This window comes from Phaeobacter gallaeciensis DSM 26640 (assembly GCF_000511385.1).
Taxonomy (GTDB): domain Bacteria; phylum Pseudomonadota; class Alphaproteobacteria; order Rhodobacterales; family Rhodobacteraceae; genus Phaeobacter; species Phaeobacter gallaeciensis.
This window is the reverse complement of sequence record NC_023137.1, coordinates 157,771-173,905: the sequence shown is the minus strand read 5'-3', so window position 1 is coordinate 173,905 and position 16,135 is coordinate 157,771. Positions and strand designations below refer to the sequence as shown.

The window sequence follows — 16,135 nt, the reverse complement described above, 5'->3', positions numbered from 1 at the left end:
GTAACAAAGAACAGAAATCAGTTCAGCCAGCTGTCAACTTGGTCCGCGTTCTCTTCAACCCATTTGCGGGCAAACACCTCCGCATCCATCTCGTCGACAATCAAGGCGTAGACCATCGCTGAAACTTGATCAGAAGTCAGGTTAACCTTGGAAAGAACTGCGGCCGCGCTTTCATCCATAGCAGCCTGATAGTGGATATGCAGGTAAGCCTTATCCCAGGCCATCGCCGCAGAGGAGTTCTCCAGCCAATTCGGATCATCAGTGGGCTGCGCAACATTCCACTTTGCAGGATCATGCGGCGGTTCTTCCAATTGGACCAGATCATACAGCTGGAACATGTGATGCGGCGTATAGCAGAAGAACACCACATTGGTATTTTGATCAGTCGCAGCATCGACCTCAGCGAGCGCTAAGGTCTCGTCCATTTCCTTAAGCGTCATTGTCTGATCGTACCCATAGGATTTGGCACGGATTTTCTCGACATTGGTTGACGCCCAACCTGCGGCACCAATCCAGATTTCCCCCATTCCATCGCCATCGCTATCGAAATTGGCCGCCATATCAGGATCACTCAGCTCAGACAGAGCTTTAATGCCGGTACGCTCAGCAGTTCCTTTGGTGACGCACATGGCCTGATCTGCCGGTATCCCATTGGGGTTCATGGCAACAGTGCCTTTTTCCTTCACGAACGTGTTGTGAAGATTGGTCTGATTGGGCAACCAGACTTCTGGATGGACCTGCATGGCCCCGGAATCCATAGCTTCAAAGACGATCGGATTGCTGCCGTTTTGCAGTTCAACATCAAGGCCAAGATTATCCTCGAGCACGATCTTGAGGACATTCGCGGTTACGCGAACCGATGGCCAGTTCGGCACACCGATAACCACATCGGCCGCTAAAGCACCTGTTCCAAGCGTAGCCAACACTGCACCCGTCGTCCAAGTCGCTAGTCTCTTCATCTCACTCTCCAAGTTGTCGTTTTGTTATTATTGATACCTTCCGTCGAAGCTGACCCGATTTGCGTCACGGTCGGACCCCCTCCAGACGTTAATGTGCCCGCTTTCCAAGTGCATTAAATTACAATAATCGGGATTGAACTTGTATAAAATTACAATCAAGGTGGCGCTAACGGCGCTATCATTGGGGTCACTATGGTTGCAAGGCAGGTTTCAAAGGTCGACATTCATCTTTTACGGGTATTCTGCGTCGTCGTAGATGCAGAGGGTTTTTCGAATGCGCAGGTTGTACTGAACGTTTCAACGTCAACGATCTCCAGGCAAATATCAGAATTAGAGACCCGACTTGGGATGCGGCTGTGTGACCGTGGGAGAACCGGCTTTCGCGTCACCGAAAAGGGAGACACAGTCTACCAGGCGGCGCAAAAATTGTTCGGCGCACTCGGGGAATTTCAAGAGACGGTTGATGGATCGCGTGGTCGTCTTTTCGGTCATCTTGCATTGGGCGTCATCGAAAACTGGGCCTCAAATAAATCAGCTCCAATTGTCCGCTCACTGTCTAAATTCACAGCAATGGCACCGGATGTAAGGATTGAGCTACACTCTCTCGCCCCGAATGACATTGAGTTCGCTGTACTTGACGGCAAGATTCCAATCGGGATCGGCCCCTTCCATTCCCCAAAGCCAGGATTGGTCTACAACGATATCTGCAAAGAGACCGTTTGCCTTTATTGTGGTTCTGGGCATCCACTGTTTGCCATTGACTGCCCGGAAGAGCAGGAAAAGCAGCTACGCAACTCACTGTTTGCAAAGCGGGCCTACCTAAACGAGGACACGGTCGCACCGAAAACTCGCAATTTACCCTCAAACGCAATCGGTCATCAAATGGAAGCGATCGCGTTACTGATACTGACAGACCGATACGTCGGGTATCTTCCATCATACTTTGCCAAGGACTGGGTCGCAGGGGGGCGAATGAAGAATATCGCCAATGGTGGGTTTGATCGCCCCGTCACAGTTCAAACCGCTGTTCGCAGGGGCGTCAAGCTGAACCGTGTCGGCAGAACCTTCCTCGAGATACTTTCAGAGGAAGCAAGCACAGTAGTCTAGCCGCTCCTAAACGTCAGTTAGCGCCAGCACTTCTCTTCTAGGTTCTGGACCCATTAGTTTGGTTGCCGCCATCTTGGCTGCGTGTTTCAAGCCCCTGAGTTTCAGGGGTATATCACGAGCAATCTATTCTGGCTGACTGACGAACAGATAGCGCGCGTTCAGCCTTACTTTCCGAAGAGCCATGGCAAGCCGAGGGTTGATGATTGACGTGTTTTGAGCGGAATTATCTTCATTAATCGCAATGGGTTGCGTTGGTCTGATGTGCCTCGCGAATATGGATCACCAAAAACCCTCTACAACCGATGGAAGCGGTGGAGCGATATGGGTATGTTCGCTCGGATCATGACCGGGCTCGCTGCGGAGGGAACCGATCATAACACCCTCATGGTCGACGCAACCTACCTCAAAGCGCACCGCACGGCCTCCAGCCTGCAGTTGAAAAAGAGGGCATGGCAGACTGATCGGACGCAGCAAGGGGGGGCATGAATACGAAGTTGCATGCCGTTACCGATAGTCTCGGACGCCCGATACGCTTCTTCATATCCGCAGGGCAGGTCAGCGATTACATGGGGGCCAGAGCTTTGGTGAATAGCCTTCCATCGGCTGATTGGCTACTGAGTGATCGCGGCTATGATGCCGATTGGTTCCGCGAAGCCCTTACGGACAAGGGAGTAAAACCCTGTATTCCGGGTCGAAAATCGCGCGACAAACCTGTCCGGTACGACAAGCGCCGCTACAAACGCCGTAACAGGATCGAGATTATGTTCGGGCGCCTGAAGGATTGGCGCCGTGTAGCCACTCGCTATGACAGGTGCCCGAAGGTCTTCCTCTCGGCCATCGCTCTCGCATCTACCGTCCTGTTCTGGCTGTAATTTAATGTGTCCGGAGCCTAGATGTCCACACGCGAGTTGAACCTTTTGACCCACGCCGAGCAATGGCAACTTGCATACTCGAAACTCAGTCGATCCCGCAAAAACTTATTGAGCGAGTGTTTGGAAGATCACTGCAGCAGCGTTTCGCTCCACATTCGGCTTAAATCAGAGCCTTGGAAGATCTGCTTCAACCACGCTATGATAAACGCAGTCCCGGGCAATCAACCAATGAGGTGCAACAACGGCCACACTGCTAATGCATTGATTTTCTTTGATAAAAGTGGTGCCCCGGGGGGGGCGGAATCGAACCACCGACACGAGGATTTTCAATCCAGAATTAATTATCACTTTACAGCTACTTAGCTCCGCTCAGGCTGTCAAACCGGCTACCAAACATCAAAAACTTAGCCGCTGTTTGTCAAACCTGCCCACACGACAATCTGGCCAAAGAAAAACCGCTGGGGGGCGGCCACCCACCTCAACGGCATTGCAAATCTTTCTGCTTCATCAGCCTACCAAAATGATCACCCCACCGCAATCGCGGGAGGTACACATGCCTAAGCTTAATCGTTTTGAATGGTTGAAGGCTGTTCTTCAAAGTGCAGACCTCAATTCGTCAACGAAGGCAGTTGCCTCTGCGCTCTCTGTACAGTTTGCCAACGACAAGACCGGGCAGTTGAACCCTTCTCTTAAAACTCTGGATGAGTTCCTAGCGGGCATGTCGCTTGCGACAATCAAACGCTGCCTGAAGCAGCTTGTTGAATTCGGTTGGCTGTTTCGCTCGGAAGGACGCGGCGCTGGCAATCACACCGAATATGACTTTCGCGCTCCCGCTAAAATCATCCCGTTTCGCCCGAAGAAATAGGGTGCACCAGTGAGTCTTTCAAAAGGGCAAAAGGGCTCATCGGCGATAGGTAAAGGGCGCATGGGTGATCTTTCCTATATAAAGATAGAACAATCCAAAGAACAAAACTCCGCGCTTGAGCCGGATCTGCCGGATGGAGGGCCATCCGACTCGGCGCGCGGGGACCGCTCGCAAGCCGTTTTCATTTCGCGCCAATCTTTCGGTTGCCGCCAGTGGGAGCAATTCACCGAACGAATGTTTGGCGCATGGATCGACCGGGTACTTCCCGAAACCATCGAAAACGGAGAACGCGGATATTGGCTGCCTGCCAAGTTCCCGCCAACCAACAAGACCGATTGGCCCGAGTGGCGTAGCTGGCTAATCAGTTCAGGCTGGACCCAGTTTGTACCTTCGAAGCAGGAGCTTTGTCATGCTGCGGTCTGAGCAAAGAGCAAGGCGACCCATGTCATACGCTGGCGCTGCTGACACGGAACCTTGCGAGAGGTGGCAAGCCTCCCCTTCGAACCCCACCGGCGGGGGCACGCCCCACGCCAAAGCACCGCTCACCGAAACCTTCGTCTTTCGGTGCAGCGCTGCTGAAAAGGCCGAGCTTCGCGCCAAAGCCCAAGCTGCGGGTGTGCCTGCCGCGACCCTTCTGCGTGAAGCTTTGGGACTGACAGAAGCTCGTCGTCGCAAGCCAGCACCCCGTGTTGATCCTGCGCTTGTGCTGGCCGTTGGACGCATCGGCGGCAACCTCAACCAGATTTCGCGGTTTGTGAACCGGGCGCTTCTGGCTGGTCAGGTTGACTTGGATGCGCTGGCACTAACCCGCCAGTTGGTTGTGATCGAACGGCAGCTTGCCCTGATCCTCGATGAGGCACGGCAATGTTGATCAAATTCTTTTCCAACGGCAAAGGCGCGGGGACTGGTCCCGTAGGCTATCTCGTCGCGCGTGAGGTGCTGGCCTACGACGCCAATCGCGATCTGATCCGCGATGCCGATGGCCAGCCTATGACGGTCACACGCGATCCTTTGCCCGAAGTGCTGCGCGGCGATCCTGCCCGCACCGAGGCTCTGATTGATGCTAGTCGCAATCAATGGACCTACCGTGCGGGCGTCATCAGCTTTACCGGCGAAGATGCCCCGACTGAAGCCCAGCAGGCCGAAGTCATGGACGCCTTTGAGCAACTGGCTTTTGCTGGCTTGGACGGCGAGCAATTCGATATGCTCTGGGTCCGGCACAGCCACGAAGACCGCGTTGAACTGCATTTCTGTACGCCGCGCTTGGAGCTGACCACAGGCAAAAGCCTCAACATTGCGCCTCCCGGCTATCAAACCGCTTATGACAGCCTGCGCGATCTGATGAACAAGACGCATGGCTGGGCTGATCCGGTGGATTTGGACCGCGCACAGGAGGTCCAAGCCACCGTTGAAGCCCCTACGCGAGCACAGGGCCGCGAAGAGCTACACGAATGGATTTTGGATCAGATCAGTGTCGGCACCATCAGCGACCGCGCCAGCATGATTGATGCACTGACCGACGTAGGCTTCGACATTCCCCGCGCTAGCAAAAATTACATCACCGCCAAAGACCCCGACACGGGGGAACGCTGGCGATTGAAAGGAGAAATTTTCCATGACGACTGGCAAGCCGAACCGTCTAGCCGAGAAATTGAACGCGGACCTGGAAGCGATCCGCAAAGAGCACGCCGACTTGATGGCGTCACAATTGCAGAGCTTCAGGAGCGATATTCAGGACAGTGCGAGGCTCGCGCGGGATACAATCGAGACCGATACCAGCACATTTCTGGATTGGAGCGGGAGGGCCTGGCAGGACCACATCAACACGATCAGACGTTTGATGCGGATTTCGCCCTGGATAGCGAGCTTGGCTTGTCTGTTGGTGGTGGTCGCAACACTGGCATTGACGCTCTTCTGGAGTTGGCAGCTGTCGGAGATGACGAGTCGCACGCAGCTGGAGACGCTGGGCTTGCAGACAGTACAGCACGAGAGGGCGACCTATCTGATCCTGCCGCCGGAAACAGCGAGCATTCGCAGCTGCACGATGGCAGGCCAGACGGTTTCCTGCATCAAGGTGGAGGCAAACTAGATGGATCAGCCCCTGACAGCCTTGGAACGCGACTTGCTGGCCTGCGTCGAGCGATTGGTAGCGGCCTGCGAAACCTCAGCACAGGAATTGCGCGGCTTAGAGACACGCTCGACGGACGGGATCGAGAAGAAGCTGAATGGGTTGGTGCAATGCGTGCTGCTGCTCATGAAATCACATCTCTTGTCAGTGAAAACATTGGCCGACTTGCTGACCGAGGAAGAGACCTACGCGACGCTAGAAGAGAACTTGCAAGCCAGCTTGAAGCTAGTGAGAGCCGCCGAGAAACAGCTGAACGAGAGCTGAACGAACGGCAACTTGAACGAGGCGATAGTCATGGCCTCGGGCTGTAATTTAGAAGGAAAAACAATGACATTCGAACACGATCATTTCACCATGAGCTACCACCAAGCCCGCGATTACGGCATTGACTACCGCGAGTTTGAGAAAGTGGACCGCTTACCCGACGGCATTCCCCTGATTGCCATTGCGGGCGTCTGGGGTGACTACAGCAATATCCGTTGTTTGTTCATGGATGCTGACGGTAACGGATATATGCGGAACATTCGGAAATCGGGAGACCAAGGATACTTCCTCACGGAAGTGGAAGGCTGTGCTAAGGAGTTGAAGGTTGGGCAGCTAGTAATGGTGGCCACTGACAGCGTTCAACCCGTTTAATGCAATGAGTATTCTAAGCAAGATCCCATCTATTCTCGATATCGGATACCGCCCGGTCTTATTAAAGCTGGACGGCGATCTATTTGTGCCCGTAAAGCCGTCACTGGTTTACCGCGCGGCTCAGGCCTGTTCCGAGAGTTATTCTGACGGCCAAAGGTAGCAATAGGCCCGAACCGCCGCATGTCCATAACACAGCGGTCGGAGGGATCGATTCCGAAGTGTCAGGTGTTGCACGTTTGACAGATGTCCGTATTTTGTTTGCACTAGCTGTATGGGTTATTCCAATGTGCGGTACGCGCAAAGCGACTAGCTACCTCCCCCGACATCCAGCATCGGGAGAGGTTTGTGCTTACACCTTAGACAGGTATGCTAAATAAGCTGAAAGCGCGACCATTGAAACCGCAACGATGATCATCGGTAGTGTCCAGCTTTTTTCGTCTAGATATAGGCCTGCCCAAACGGTTCCCACAGCGCTAAATGCTGCAAGCAGTGGCGCAGAAATGGCACCAGAAATGCCAAATGCGGTACCTGCCAACACCATCCCTAGGGCGGATGTCGTTGCCCCGCACAAAACTGCGCGTTTCCACTCTCGGTCAAAATACTTGAAGAGGATTGGTGCCATATCTTTCAAGAAAGAGGCTTCTCTTACGACAAGAATCCCGAATGTGAACAAACCTGCTGCCGAAAGCGTCAGAAGCGCAACTAGCAATACCGGCACAATGGCGGATTGTAGAACGATGGTATGCATTTTCTCTCCGAATTAAAAAGTTTTTCACACATCAAATATGACAGTCGCATCTGGACAAATGCGGACAATCGATGACACAATCCAACCCATATGTGTCACCCATTGTCCACATATGGCGATGAATGTCTAAAACTCGGAAACGGTAATGCACTACGATGGAAGCCCTGAAAAACGCAAACAGCTACAAACTGCAATGCAAGAGCTGCACACAAGGTTCGGCATTAAAGATGGTGAGGTGTATAATGCTTTAAGAAAATGGCTCCGCGAAGAACCTGAGTTTTCTCTAAAAACATATACCCGTTACAGATGCGAAGGTGGAATGAAAACATATAGTTATGCTTATACTATATACGATTTCCTTAGTAGAGGTGATGAAAGGTATCGGATGCTTTCGCCCCATAGAGGAGGGGCGAGAACTAGTACCGACGATGAAAGGTTCTTAGATGCATTTCTTAAAAGGTTCGGCCCACTAAATCGTAGTTTTGATCAAGATGTCCTAGAAGGTTTTCGGTTTAACTATGAGCTATTCCGCCGGTCATGGAAGATCGATGACGGCAAACATTTTGTAAGGACTTTGTTAAAAGTCGAAAAGGAAAACGGGGTCTACAAACTGTCTGAAACAGTCGACTTTAACCTCGGGGGAAATAAGGTAACGCAGACAGACAGTGGAATTATTTTTGCGTATGAGCCAAACTTTTGCGCTTTGTGTAACTCTTCGCAAGGTTTGAAGTTCTTCAGCTTTCATGACCACTATCCACATTCACATGGGCAAGATGCAGTTGACGAATTAAAGGGGAACTTGGTTGCAGTCACGGGAAGCCGCGAGCACCCGAGCTTTAGAATATTCGCTCGGAGAATTAAGTCTGGTCACGTCGCCATGAATCATTACCATGTTAATGAATTCAGGAATGATCCATCAATGAAGGAAGTTCTGAAATATATCCTCCCAAAAACTGAGGAAAATGATAAGAATTGGTATCATGACTAGGGTCAGGATTAATAACCAGTAAATGACGGTTGCCGTGAGTGCGATTGCTGACAGGAATACCTTTGGACAGCGGTCATAGCGGGTTGCGACGCGCCTCCAGTCCTTGAGCCTGCCGAACATGATCTCGATACAGTTGCGGCGTTTGTACCTGCGCTTATCGTATTTGACCGGGGCCTTACGTTGCTTACGGCCAGGGATGAAATCGCGCATCCCTTTGTCTTTTAATGCCTCTCGGAACCAGTCGGTGTCCTAGCCGCGATCCCCAAGCAGCCAATCGACCTTTGGTAGACCACTGAACAGCGCCCGCGCGCCGATAAAGTCGCTGACCTGTCCAGCGGTGACGAACAGATCAATCGGTCGCCCTTGGCTAACGCACTTTGAATTTGGGTTGAGACACGAATTTGCGGCTGTCTCACGGCAATTTAGGCCCGGCTAATCCAGAATCCAGAAAGAGGACCCTTTGCTTCAACATCCTTCAGTGCCTCCAAAGAGTGCCCACTCGCTTTCCAAACTGAGATTTCGTCTCCATATATGCGCTGACATACCAAACTGAGAGCAACGAATATTTTTGGCCCCATCGGTACAAGAACAAATCGAGCCTTGTCTCCAAGCGTATTGATCAAAGAAGTTAGCAAGGAAAAAGTGAACAGTGGATCAGAAACAGGATACTTAATTACGCGTTCAGGTTTAATCTGGGACAGAAGCGGTTCGTTTGCATGCTGAACAGCCTGCTCAAACCTCTCGTCTTCTCCCTTTGGAAAGAAGCAAAAAGTTGCACTCGGGTCCAGGTATTCCAAGGCACCCAAGGCATGATCAGCTTCGTACCCAAGCCCGATGGCCATGACAGCTGGACGCTCTGGCGCCGAAGTCCACCCACAAAAAAGTGGAAGTGGAGTGAAGTCAAAAAACTCAAACGACGGATCTTTAGGCTCTGTAAATTCAGCGACCGCATAAACGATCGCAAATTCTACGCCTGCATAAAAATCGTCATCCAAAAATTCGGCTAACAAAGAAGAAAGAACTGTTCGGCTCATGGATGATACATCAACCAGAATCTTCTTCCCGCTTAGTGTCCTTGACTCTGGGTTTTGATTTTCAATGGCAGACTTAAGGCTTGTCGATTCATCGAAAAGTATAGCCCCTTTGGCTCTAGCGTTCTTAAGATTTTCGTCAAAACTTAGCTCGCGTCCGTTTTCAAATACGCACGCGAACGCCTCTTTCGAACGTTCCGAAAAGCAGTCAAACACATGACGGGACCTCTTCTCGTATCCTACGGTAAATACGATAATGTCGATCGCGTCGAGGTCATCATCTGAGAACGTGTTTAGATTAAACTGTCTTTTAGACATCGAGGACTCCCTGCTCGACTTGGTTGCCTGCTTCAAACAAGGATGTGAGGCTAATTTCACGATCGAGGCTCAACGGTAATTTATAGTATGCTGCCAACAGGTAATTTAGCCTGAAACGTTCGCCCACGATCGAGGTAAGAACTTGATCAGTACCCTTCTCAGGAATGTGTATCAACGCACCTATGTTCACAGCCTTCGCTATGCACTGGAAAACATCTGGGGAGTGCCCATGGTCCACGCGGAAGGACAACGGTATTTGATCGCGAAATTTTGTTGCGACAATTCCCGAGTAAAACCCCTGCCCAATCCGATCGAGCAAGTTTACAACTGTCTCTCCCTTTTTGTTGTAATTTGGGATTGCCCTAAGAAGGGATCTCATTACCCGGATCGACCTTTCGATTTCAGCGGCTTGGAGCTCTAAAGCTACACTCTCACCACCTTCTGAGGACACAATTTGATCTAAAAGCGGACTGATTAGATTGATCAACGCTCGTGGGTTACCTTCTGTTAGCGTAAGCAGAGAAGGCATACCTGCGTAAAGAGAGTAGGTTTTGCGGGACCTACTGGATAACTTGTCCGCAGCAAAACCGTTTCGTACAGGGCGTGTGAAAAAATTTCGGGCGATGACTATGTTCCGAGCCTTGCGCAGCGACGAAGCAAGGTCATTCTCAGACATCTCTTCGATACGATTGAAGTCGATTTTCTTTCTTTGAAGGTAAGTTTCAAAACTCCTGTCTTTTTGGGATAGTTCAATGAAGACTTTTCCAAGTTCCGAGTCTGAACTGTATTTGCTTCTAGCTCTTTTACCGCCCGTTTCATCCAGAGAATCTTCAAATGTAAAGTCCGAGCTATCAAAAATAGATCGCAAATCCCCCTGCAAACCCGCACTCTTTACGAGGCTTTCGCAGAGATCACTTGCAAATTCCACAGCTTGTAGTTTTTGCGGGAATGTTAGGTCTACTCTTCGGTAGTCATTGTTCACCGAAGCATCCGTATCCGGATCAGATCTTACAAAGTAGTGATTATATGGTGCCAACGCAAGTTTATAATAAATTTGCGTATCATCGTCATTTGCGCCTCGAAGATCGAAAAACAAGTTCTTTTGAATCGTGGACGGAGCAACTTCCAACTCGTCAAATAGGAACAGCCAGCGTCGCCCTGGAAGGTTAGAGTGGTGGTTATGCAGATCGTGAGCCCGCCTCATACCCTCTCTGTAATTGAGATAAAGAAAGCTGTTGTCGCTTTCTTCAAAAATTCGTTCACCTACGTAGGAAGCTTTGTTCTTCAAGTAACCGATGACGGAGAGGCGTTTCGACAACGCTTCTCTCAATTCATAAAACGTCAATGCTGCGGGCTTAAGCATCCAGTCTTCAGCAAGCCCTTTAACCACCTCCTGTTCTTGCTCGAACGACAGCTTTGGGGTCAGCGACGCAAGAAACTCATCTTGGCAAACTGCTTCAGACTGCCAATCAGCAAAAGCTTTCGCAATTGCTCGAAAGATGTGGGTTGTGAATGTTGCATTCCCCAAGGCCTCAGCCGCAGCTTGGCTTGGTACTTGCCTCGACAGTTCTTTTATCTGGCCATGCCAACTTCTGTCGGCGGGAATGAAGACCGAGACAAAGTCTACGTTAGACTTAAAGTCACGAGCCTTTTCCCCTTTCCAACTGGCCAATGCAGGCATCGTTAACATTTTCAGCAGCGTCGTTTTTCCAGACCCTCTGGGCCCTGTAAGGACAGAATGAAAATGCCCACAGAGTCTATTTAGCTTAGTTGACGGGTTAACGAAGGTACTTGCTACTTCCTGTGGGGTACGATGCTTAGCATTAAAAGTATCGTATCTTCCTTGATCGATAGTCATGCTTTTACAATCTCCCGAATGCCTTGACCTTGGCGACTGACAACAATTGCACTATCTGCCTCGAGTTCGCCGACGAGGTTCTCTAAGTCCAGAGGTAAAAAGTGTTTTAATTCAGTGAACTGAGATACTGCGTCGCTCCATGACAACCGACCGCACTCGTTTACTTTTTCAGCCAACTTTTCTGCAAACGATGGAAGGTCGCCTCGAAAACCAAAGCCAGCTCGACCAGCAAGACAACCAGGCTTATTCTCCGCAGGATCCCATCCATAGGATGCAGCCCAATTCCAAGCGTGAACAGCACCCTTGATGCGATGCCGCCCCCCTTGAGGCGGGTCAAATTCAACCAAGTAAAACTGATTTACGCCCGGATTTGTAGGATCACCCTGAAGTGAAACAGAAAAGCTCGCACACGACAAAACTATTGGTCCGGAGTTCCCACCATCACAGTAGAGGCTTCCGCGATGCACATGGCCATGTACTACAAACCATTCTCCAAATTCGGCGCGCGCCAATAACTGCAACAAGTTTTCAGCGCCTCGCATTCGACTTTCATCTGCATATGCGTCGCTGTGCTGTTCTTTAAGGTGATGGTGAACGAGGCATACGTTGAATTTCAGCCTTAGATCAGAGCCAAGCGCTTGTAGCTCTTCTTTGATTTCGTCCAAAGTAATATCGCTGATCCGACCGCGAGTGAGCTCTGGTTGACTATCGTCTCCATATCCATGGTAAGCGCATGAATTGATCGTCAAAACGCGCCAATTGTCGCCCTCAACTATCGAAAAATTATTGGACCAGTACTTCAGATGCTCAACATCATTCTTCTGGTACTCGGGCAACGGAAAGCTTGGCGTCAACCGTCTCAAAAAACCACGAGGATCAAACTTATTTTCCTTGTGCCGAGTGTCCAAATCATGATTTCCACATGTCGCAACAAAATGCGGAATCTGGAAGTCTTTTTGAATGCTAGAAAGCTCTGTCCAGGCTCTTTCAAGAGCGAGTGGATCAGCCTTGTCCGCGATGTCGCCTGCGCAAAGCAATATGTCTGGGCGTGCGACCTTTCCGCTTGATAGCATTTCACGTAAACCTAAGAGAGGGTCGCTTTTACCATTTCTATCTGCGTCACCAAAATTCACAAGCGACGGCATCACTTTGGTCGGCATTTGAAAAGAATGCAGATCTGAAACAACAAGTAATTTCATTTTCACCAATTTCTTATTAAAAGTTCGCCGCTTTTCTTTCGACTTGCTGAGAACCCTGAAATATTTCGTTGGACCGAGTAGGTTCGATATGGCCACAAGTCCCGGATAGGATAAATGATTTCATCATCAATGAACGACAAAATGAACTTAGCGCCAACATTGTCAATTATCGAAAGCAGTTGACGCAACCTGTCCAAGTCAACTCGACTAAAATGGCCCTTCACGTACTCAGAGAAAATTCGGCCCTCAGATTTAAGGTAAGGTGGATCAAGGTAAACAAAATCGCCTGCACGAACGTTCTCCGATACTATGTCGAAAAAATCACCACATTTCAGATCGGCGGACTGCAATCTAGTTGCAAAGTCTTCAAACTGGGATTGCGTGGGGTACGAACTCGGTTTGCTGGCTGCAAAAGGAACATTAAACATGCCCTGCTTATTGGTTCGATATAGCCCATTGAAGCAATTTCGGTTCAAGTAGAAGAACTGAACCGCACGCTCTTGGTGGTTCTGTTCAGTTTTAAATTTTTCTCGAACGCTTAGGTACACCTCTTTTTCTCTGGGTATCGCCAACGCAGCATTGTAGATTTCTTTAGATCCCGTCTGAACCTGCCGGTAAAAGTTTATTAGGTCTGTATTCAGATCCGACAAAAGCGCCTTCTCAGGTCTCAAATAGTCAAACAGTACCGCAGAGCCGACGAATGGCTCAATATAGCGCTCAAACTGTGCAGGTGCATCAGCTCCTAACTCGGGCAACGCGGAACGCTTGCTCCCCGCCCATCTTAGCAACGGACGAGAACGCAAGTTCGAGTGAGTTTCGTCAATCTTGTTCACTCAAATTTCTTTCTGTCACTGTTGAAAAAGTAGAAAAACCTTTGCTCCGAGACACCGTGCTTAAGGATGAGACGCCAACCCATCTCACCAAAAGATATGGCACAAAGCCCCGCAGTACCCATTGCGGATAAAAAAAGCACTAAGGCTCGTTCGCCCTCTAAGCCTGAAGACGACAACCCAATGAATACGCCAACGGCCATCGTAGAAACCAACAAACCAATAAACCTCAGCGTGTTGGAGAGTTTGTTGAGATGCAATTCTAAATCAGACACTTCTGACAAAGTACGCCTCCAATTCTTATAAAACTTCGATGAGTAGGCGTGCTTCATCGATCGGCGAAGTACCTTTGGCCGTGCACTGATCCAAAACGAAACTGATTTGCTTAGCGACTTTTTCTGCCGGCGGGTTTAGATCTTTTTCCCGGTGCATTTGCAAGACCGCCAGTGCTACTGCTTCCACCAGGTTTTCCTGTTGAAGTTTCACTTTTGGCCCTTCCCCCATAGCCAGCCATTTCAGCTCAACATCAAACTCGTTGCAAAACTTCAGCGCCGTCGAAATAGGCATTTCTCTCTTTCCTAATTCGTAGAATTTGTAAGTTCGGTCTGCAATTTCCAGTCGAACAGCAGCCTTGGCTTGCGAATACCCACATGCCAGTCGCACTTCTCGCATTCGTTGACCGAAGTTTGCAGTATCTGTTGACATGTTATCGAATGACTCATGATGTTATCAAACGTGCACACATTTGGCCGTTCATGCCCTAAGTATGCCGATTGTTATCACAGTTTGCAAGGAGACACGTAGATGCAGAAAGTGACGCTTTATTCCCCCAGAGAGTTAGCCGAAATAAGCGGTTGGCCCGAAAAGCGGATAAGAAACTTGATTGCATCTGGAGACCTTAAGCACGTCAAGATTGGCTCAAACTACTTCACGCCAGAAGACGCCATCGACGATTTTCTGCACCGCAATATGGTGGCTCCAGAAACCTCAAGTATCGCCCCTCGATCTGACGCGCGGTAGCGCTTGGACCGTTCAGAAACCTGTTCTAAATCGAAAGGTGGATCACATGGGCACGACGAGCCTGAACATAAACGTAATCGAAAAACGCATGATGAACGCTACCGAGGCTGCCCATTACTGCGGGTTAGCTGTGAAACATTTCAAGTCATTCTGCCCGGTACAGCCGGTACTCATTCCACCGAAATACAAGCAATATGATCGAGTCGACTTGGACAAGTGGCTTGACAATTTGAAGGTCGGTTTAGAGACGGCAACTCGAAGCGAAATATTGGCTCGCCTGTAATGACCTTCGTGCGTGTAAAGGGGTTTAAGATTTTTGCCGATCGGCATGGACAAATGCGTTGCTATCATCGCGGCACTAATCAGAAGGTTGACCTCACCAAATCTCCGCTTGGCTCCGTAGAGTTCTTTGCAGATTGTGCCAGAATTTCTGCCGCAGCTGAGGCCATGAAAGAGCTTCAGCCCAAGCCCGGAACTCTCGGAGGGCTCTTCGCCGCCTATTTCGCAGAAGAACATTACTTAGAGTTATCTGATGCAACAAAGCGCGAATACCGAATGTGCGCTGAAGTACTGAAAAATATTCGCGATACGCCTGTCACAACGCTAGATACCCCCTTGCTGGCAGCCATTCATGACGAGCTGGCCAAAAAACACAGCTGGGATAAGGCAAATCGTGTCCGCAACTTTCTCATTCAGGTCTTTAGGTTCTGCATCCCTAAAGGTTTGATTTCCAGGAATTTTGCGGAAGGTGTGATCAAGAAGCCGCGCCCGAAAGGCACGCCTGAAGCATACAGAACATGGACTTTCAACGAGGTCCAGACCGTTCTTGAGGCAGCATCCCCTCAACTTCGCGCCGCGCTGGCTATGATTTTCTGCACTGGTCAAGATCCAAGCGACGCGCTCGAGTTTCGCAAAGATCAGGTAGATGATGGTGTCATTTGGAAAGGACGGAACAAGACGAATGTCGGCGCTGCGATCCCGATCAGCGGCATTCTTGAGGGTGAGCTAGAGAAGGCACCAGTAAACAACGCAGAAACGCTGCTTGCGAGTTCAAAAGGCACGCCTTGGACCTACGATGGCTTTGCCAGCGCATGGCAGCGGCTTCGGAAAAAACTTGAAAAGGCTGGTAAGGTTGCCCCGGGACTAACCCCAAAGGGACTGCGTCACACCATGGCAACTTGGCTGCGTGAGGCGGGGCAAGACGAGCGTGAGATTTCTGATTTGCTCGCGCAAGACTCGAAGGTCATGGGGCTGCACTATTCCAAGAACGCAGCCTTGGCCCGAAAGAACCGAAAGACTATGCAAGTTTGGGAAGGGGAATATGAGCGCCGTGCTCAGAAAGCAAAATTGTCAAACCCACAGAAAAAACCGTCAAACCCTGACAAGGAGATCAAGCCAAATGAATGAAAACCATTTATATTTCAAAGAATTAAATGGTGCCCGGGGGCGGAATCGAACCACCGACACGAGGATTTTCAATCCACTGCTCTACCCCTGAGCTACCCGGGCACGGGAAGGCTGTTCGCCTTGGGTGTGGGCCTTCTATGACGTGTGCATGACCGTGTCCAGAGGCTTT

At 50.2% G+C, this 16,135-nt stretch carries 18 protein-coding genes, 1 tRNA gene and 2 pseudogenes; 11 read left to right on the top strand and 10 right to left on the bottom strand.

The features are described from left to right. Positions 1 to 17 precede the first annotated feature (17 nt). The gene (locus tag GAL_RS00790) at positions 18 to 959 is read right to left on the bottom strand and encodes an ABC transporter substrate-binding protein (protein WP_024095710.1); all 942 of its coding nucleotides are present in this window, start codon (positions 957 to 959) and stop codon (positions 18 to 20) included. A gap of 192 nt (positions 960 to 1,151) precedes the next feature. On the opposite strand from GAL_RS00790, the gene GAL_RS00785 reads away from it, so the two are divergent. From GAL_RS00785 to GAL_RS00750, 7 genes and pseudogenes are all read left to right on the top strand, one after another. Beyond that, positions 1,152 to 2,066, top strand: coding sequence for a LysR family transcriptional regulator (locus GAL_RS00785; RefSeq protein ID WP_040104251.1), 915 nt, complete (start codon positions 1,152 to 1,154; stop codon positions 2,064 to 2,066). Between the two features lie 111 nt (positions 2,067 to 2,177). Continuing rightward, a pseudogene (locus GAL_RS22100) lies at positions 2,178 to 2,938 on the top strand (IS5 family transposase). 553 nt (positions 2,939 to 3,491) lie between these two features. After that, positions 3,492 to 3,803: a helix-turn-helix domain-containing protein gene (locus GAL_RS00770; protein ID WP_024095705.1), complete on the top strand. Its 312-nt coding sequence runs from the start codon at positions 3,492 to 3,494 to the stop codon at positions 3,801 to 3,803. A 60-nt stretch (positions 3,804 to 3,863) separates the two neighbouring features. Next, entirely contained in the window at positions 3,864 to 4,226 is a 363-nt protein-coding gene (locus GAL_RS00765) for a hypothetical protein (RefSeq protein WP_024095704.1), read from the top strand. 19 nt (positions 4,227 to 4,245) lie between these two features. Then, a complete protein-coding gene (locus tag GAL_RS22735; RefSeq protein WP_244462790.1) occupies positions 4,246 to 4,674 on the top strand; it encodes a MobC family plasmid mobilization relaxosome protein in 429 nt (142 codons plus the stop codon). Positions 4,675 to 4,739: 65 nt separating this feature from the next. Then, complete coding sequence (locus GAL_RS00755) at positions 4,740 to 6,242, top strand: relaxase family protein (RefSeq protein WP_244462791.1); 1,503 nt, start codon at positions 4,740 to 4,742, stop codon at positions 6,240 to 6,242. A gap of 16 nt (positions 6,243 to 6,258) precedes the next feature. Continuing rightward, positions 6,259 to 6,567, top strand: a complete 309-nt coding sequence (locus tag GAL_RS00750; RefSeq protein ID WP_024095699.1) for a hypothetical protein — start codon at positions 6,259 to 6,261, stop codon at positions 6,565 to 6,567. A 349-nt stretch (positions 6,568 to 6,916) separates the two neighbouring features. Here GAL_RS00750 and GAL_RS00745 read toward each other — a convergent pair whose 3' ends face one another. Beyond that, positions 6,917 to 7,315 carry a hypothetical protein gene (locus GAL_RS00745; protein WP_024095698.1) on the bottom strand — a complete coding sequence of 133 codons (399 nt, stop codon included), beginning with the start codon at positions 7,313 to 7,315 and terminating at the stop codon, positions 6,917 to 6,919. A 145-nt stretch (positions 7,316 to 7,460) separates the two neighbouring features. Between GAL_RS00745 and GAL_RS22400 the strand changes: the two genes are divergently transcribed. Continuing rightward, positions 7,461 to 8,303: a hypothetical protein gene (locus GAL_RS22400; RefSeq protein WP_024095697.1), complete on the top strand. Its 843-nt coding sequence runs from the start codon at positions 7,461 to 7,463 to the stop codon at positions 8,301 to 8,303. Positions 8,304 to 8,315: 12 nt separating this feature from the next. On the opposite strand, the pseudogene GAL_RS00740 reads toward GAL_RS22400, so the two are convergent. The 7 genes and pseudogenes from GAL_RS00740 to GAL_RS00710 form a co-directional block, all read right to left on the bottom strand. After that, positions 8,316 to 8,672 (bottom strand): annotated as a pseudogene (locus GAL_RS00740) (IS5 family transposase); the annotation flags it as partial. A gap of 53 nt (positions 8,673 to 8,725) precedes the next feature. After that, positions 8,726 to 9,652 carry a hypothetical protein gene (locus tag GAL_RS00735; RefSeq protein WP_024095695.1) on the bottom strand — a complete coding sequence of 309 codons (927 nt, stop codon included), beginning with the start codon at positions 9,650 to 9,652 and terminating at the stop codon, positions 8,726 to 8,728. Next, positions 9,645 to 11,510, bottom strand: a complete 1,866-nt coding sequence (locus GAL_RS00730) for an ORC-CDC6 family AAA ATPase (RefSeq protein WP_024095694.1) — start codon at positions 11,508 to 11,510, stop codon at positions 9,645 to 9,647. The genes GAL_RS00735 and GAL_RS00730 overlap by 8 nt, the downstream gene beginning before the upstream one ends. Continuing rightward, positions 11,507 to 12,709 (bottom strand): metallophosphoesterase family protein, encoded by a 1,203-nt coding sequence (locus tag GAL_RS22095; protein ID WP_081731397.1) that lies wholly within the window; start codon positions 12,707 to 12,709, stop codon positions 11,507 to 11,509. Before GAL_RS22095 ends, GAL_RS00730 begins: the two co-directional genes overlap by 4 nt. 2 nt (positions 12,710 to 12,711) lie before the next feature. After that, positions 12,712 to 13,542 (bottom strand): DNA adenine methylase, encoded by an 831-nt coding sequence (locus GAL_RS00720; RefSeq protein WP_024095692.1) that lies wholly within the window; start codon positions 13,540 to 13,542, stop codon positions 12,712 to 12,714. Then, a complete protein-coding gene (locus tag GAL_RS00715) occupies positions 13,539 to 13,823 on the bottom strand; it encodes a hypothetical protein (RefSeq protein ID WP_024095691.1) in 285 nt (94 codons plus the stop codon). Before GAL_RS00715 ends, GAL_RS00720 begins: the two co-directional genes overlap by 4 nt. Before the next feature lie 16 nt (positions 13,824 to 13,839). Then, positions 13,840 to 14,244 (bottom strand): helix-turn-helix domain-containing protein, encoded by a 405-nt coding sequence (locus GAL_RS00710; RefSeq protein WP_081731396.1) that lies wholly within the window; start codon positions 14,242 to 14,244, stop codon positions 13,840 to 13,842. A gap of 99 nt (positions 14,245 to 14,343) precedes the next feature. Here GAL_RS00710 and GAL_RS00705 point away from each other — a divergent pair, with 99 nt between their 5' ends. Genes GAL_RS00705 through GAL_RS00695 form a run of 3 tightly spaced genes read left to right on the top strand, consistent with a single transcriptional unit; the run spans position 14,344 to position 15,966 of the window. After that, entirely contained in the window at positions 14,344 to 14,559 is a 216-nt protein-coding gene (locus GAL_RS00705) for a helix-turn-helix domain-containing protein (RefSeq protein ID WP_024095689.1), read from the top strand. A gap of 46 nt (positions 14,560 to 14,605) precedes the next feature. After that, positions 14,606 to 14,842, top strand: coding sequence for a hypothetical protein (locus tag GAL_RS00700; protein ID WP_024095688.1), 237 nt, complete (start codon positions 14,606 to 14,608; stop codon positions 14,840 to 14,842). After that, the gene (locus GAL_RS00695; protein ID WP_024095687.1) at positions 14,842 to 15,966 is read left to right on the top strand and encodes a tyrosine-type recombinase/integrase; all 1,125 of its coding nucleotides are present in this window, start codon (positions 14,842 to 14,844) and stop codon (positions 15,964 to 15,966) included. Before GAL_RS00700 ends, GAL_RS00695 begins: the two co-directional genes overlap by 1 nt. A gap of 27 nt (positions 15,967 to 15,993) precedes the next feature. On the opposite strand, the gene GAL_RS00690 is transcribed toward GAL_RS00695, so the two are convergent. Continuing rightward, positions 15,994 to 16,068 (bottom strand) — tRNA-Phe (locus GAL_RS00690). Between the last annotated feature and the right edge of the window lie 67 nt (positions 16,069 to 16,135).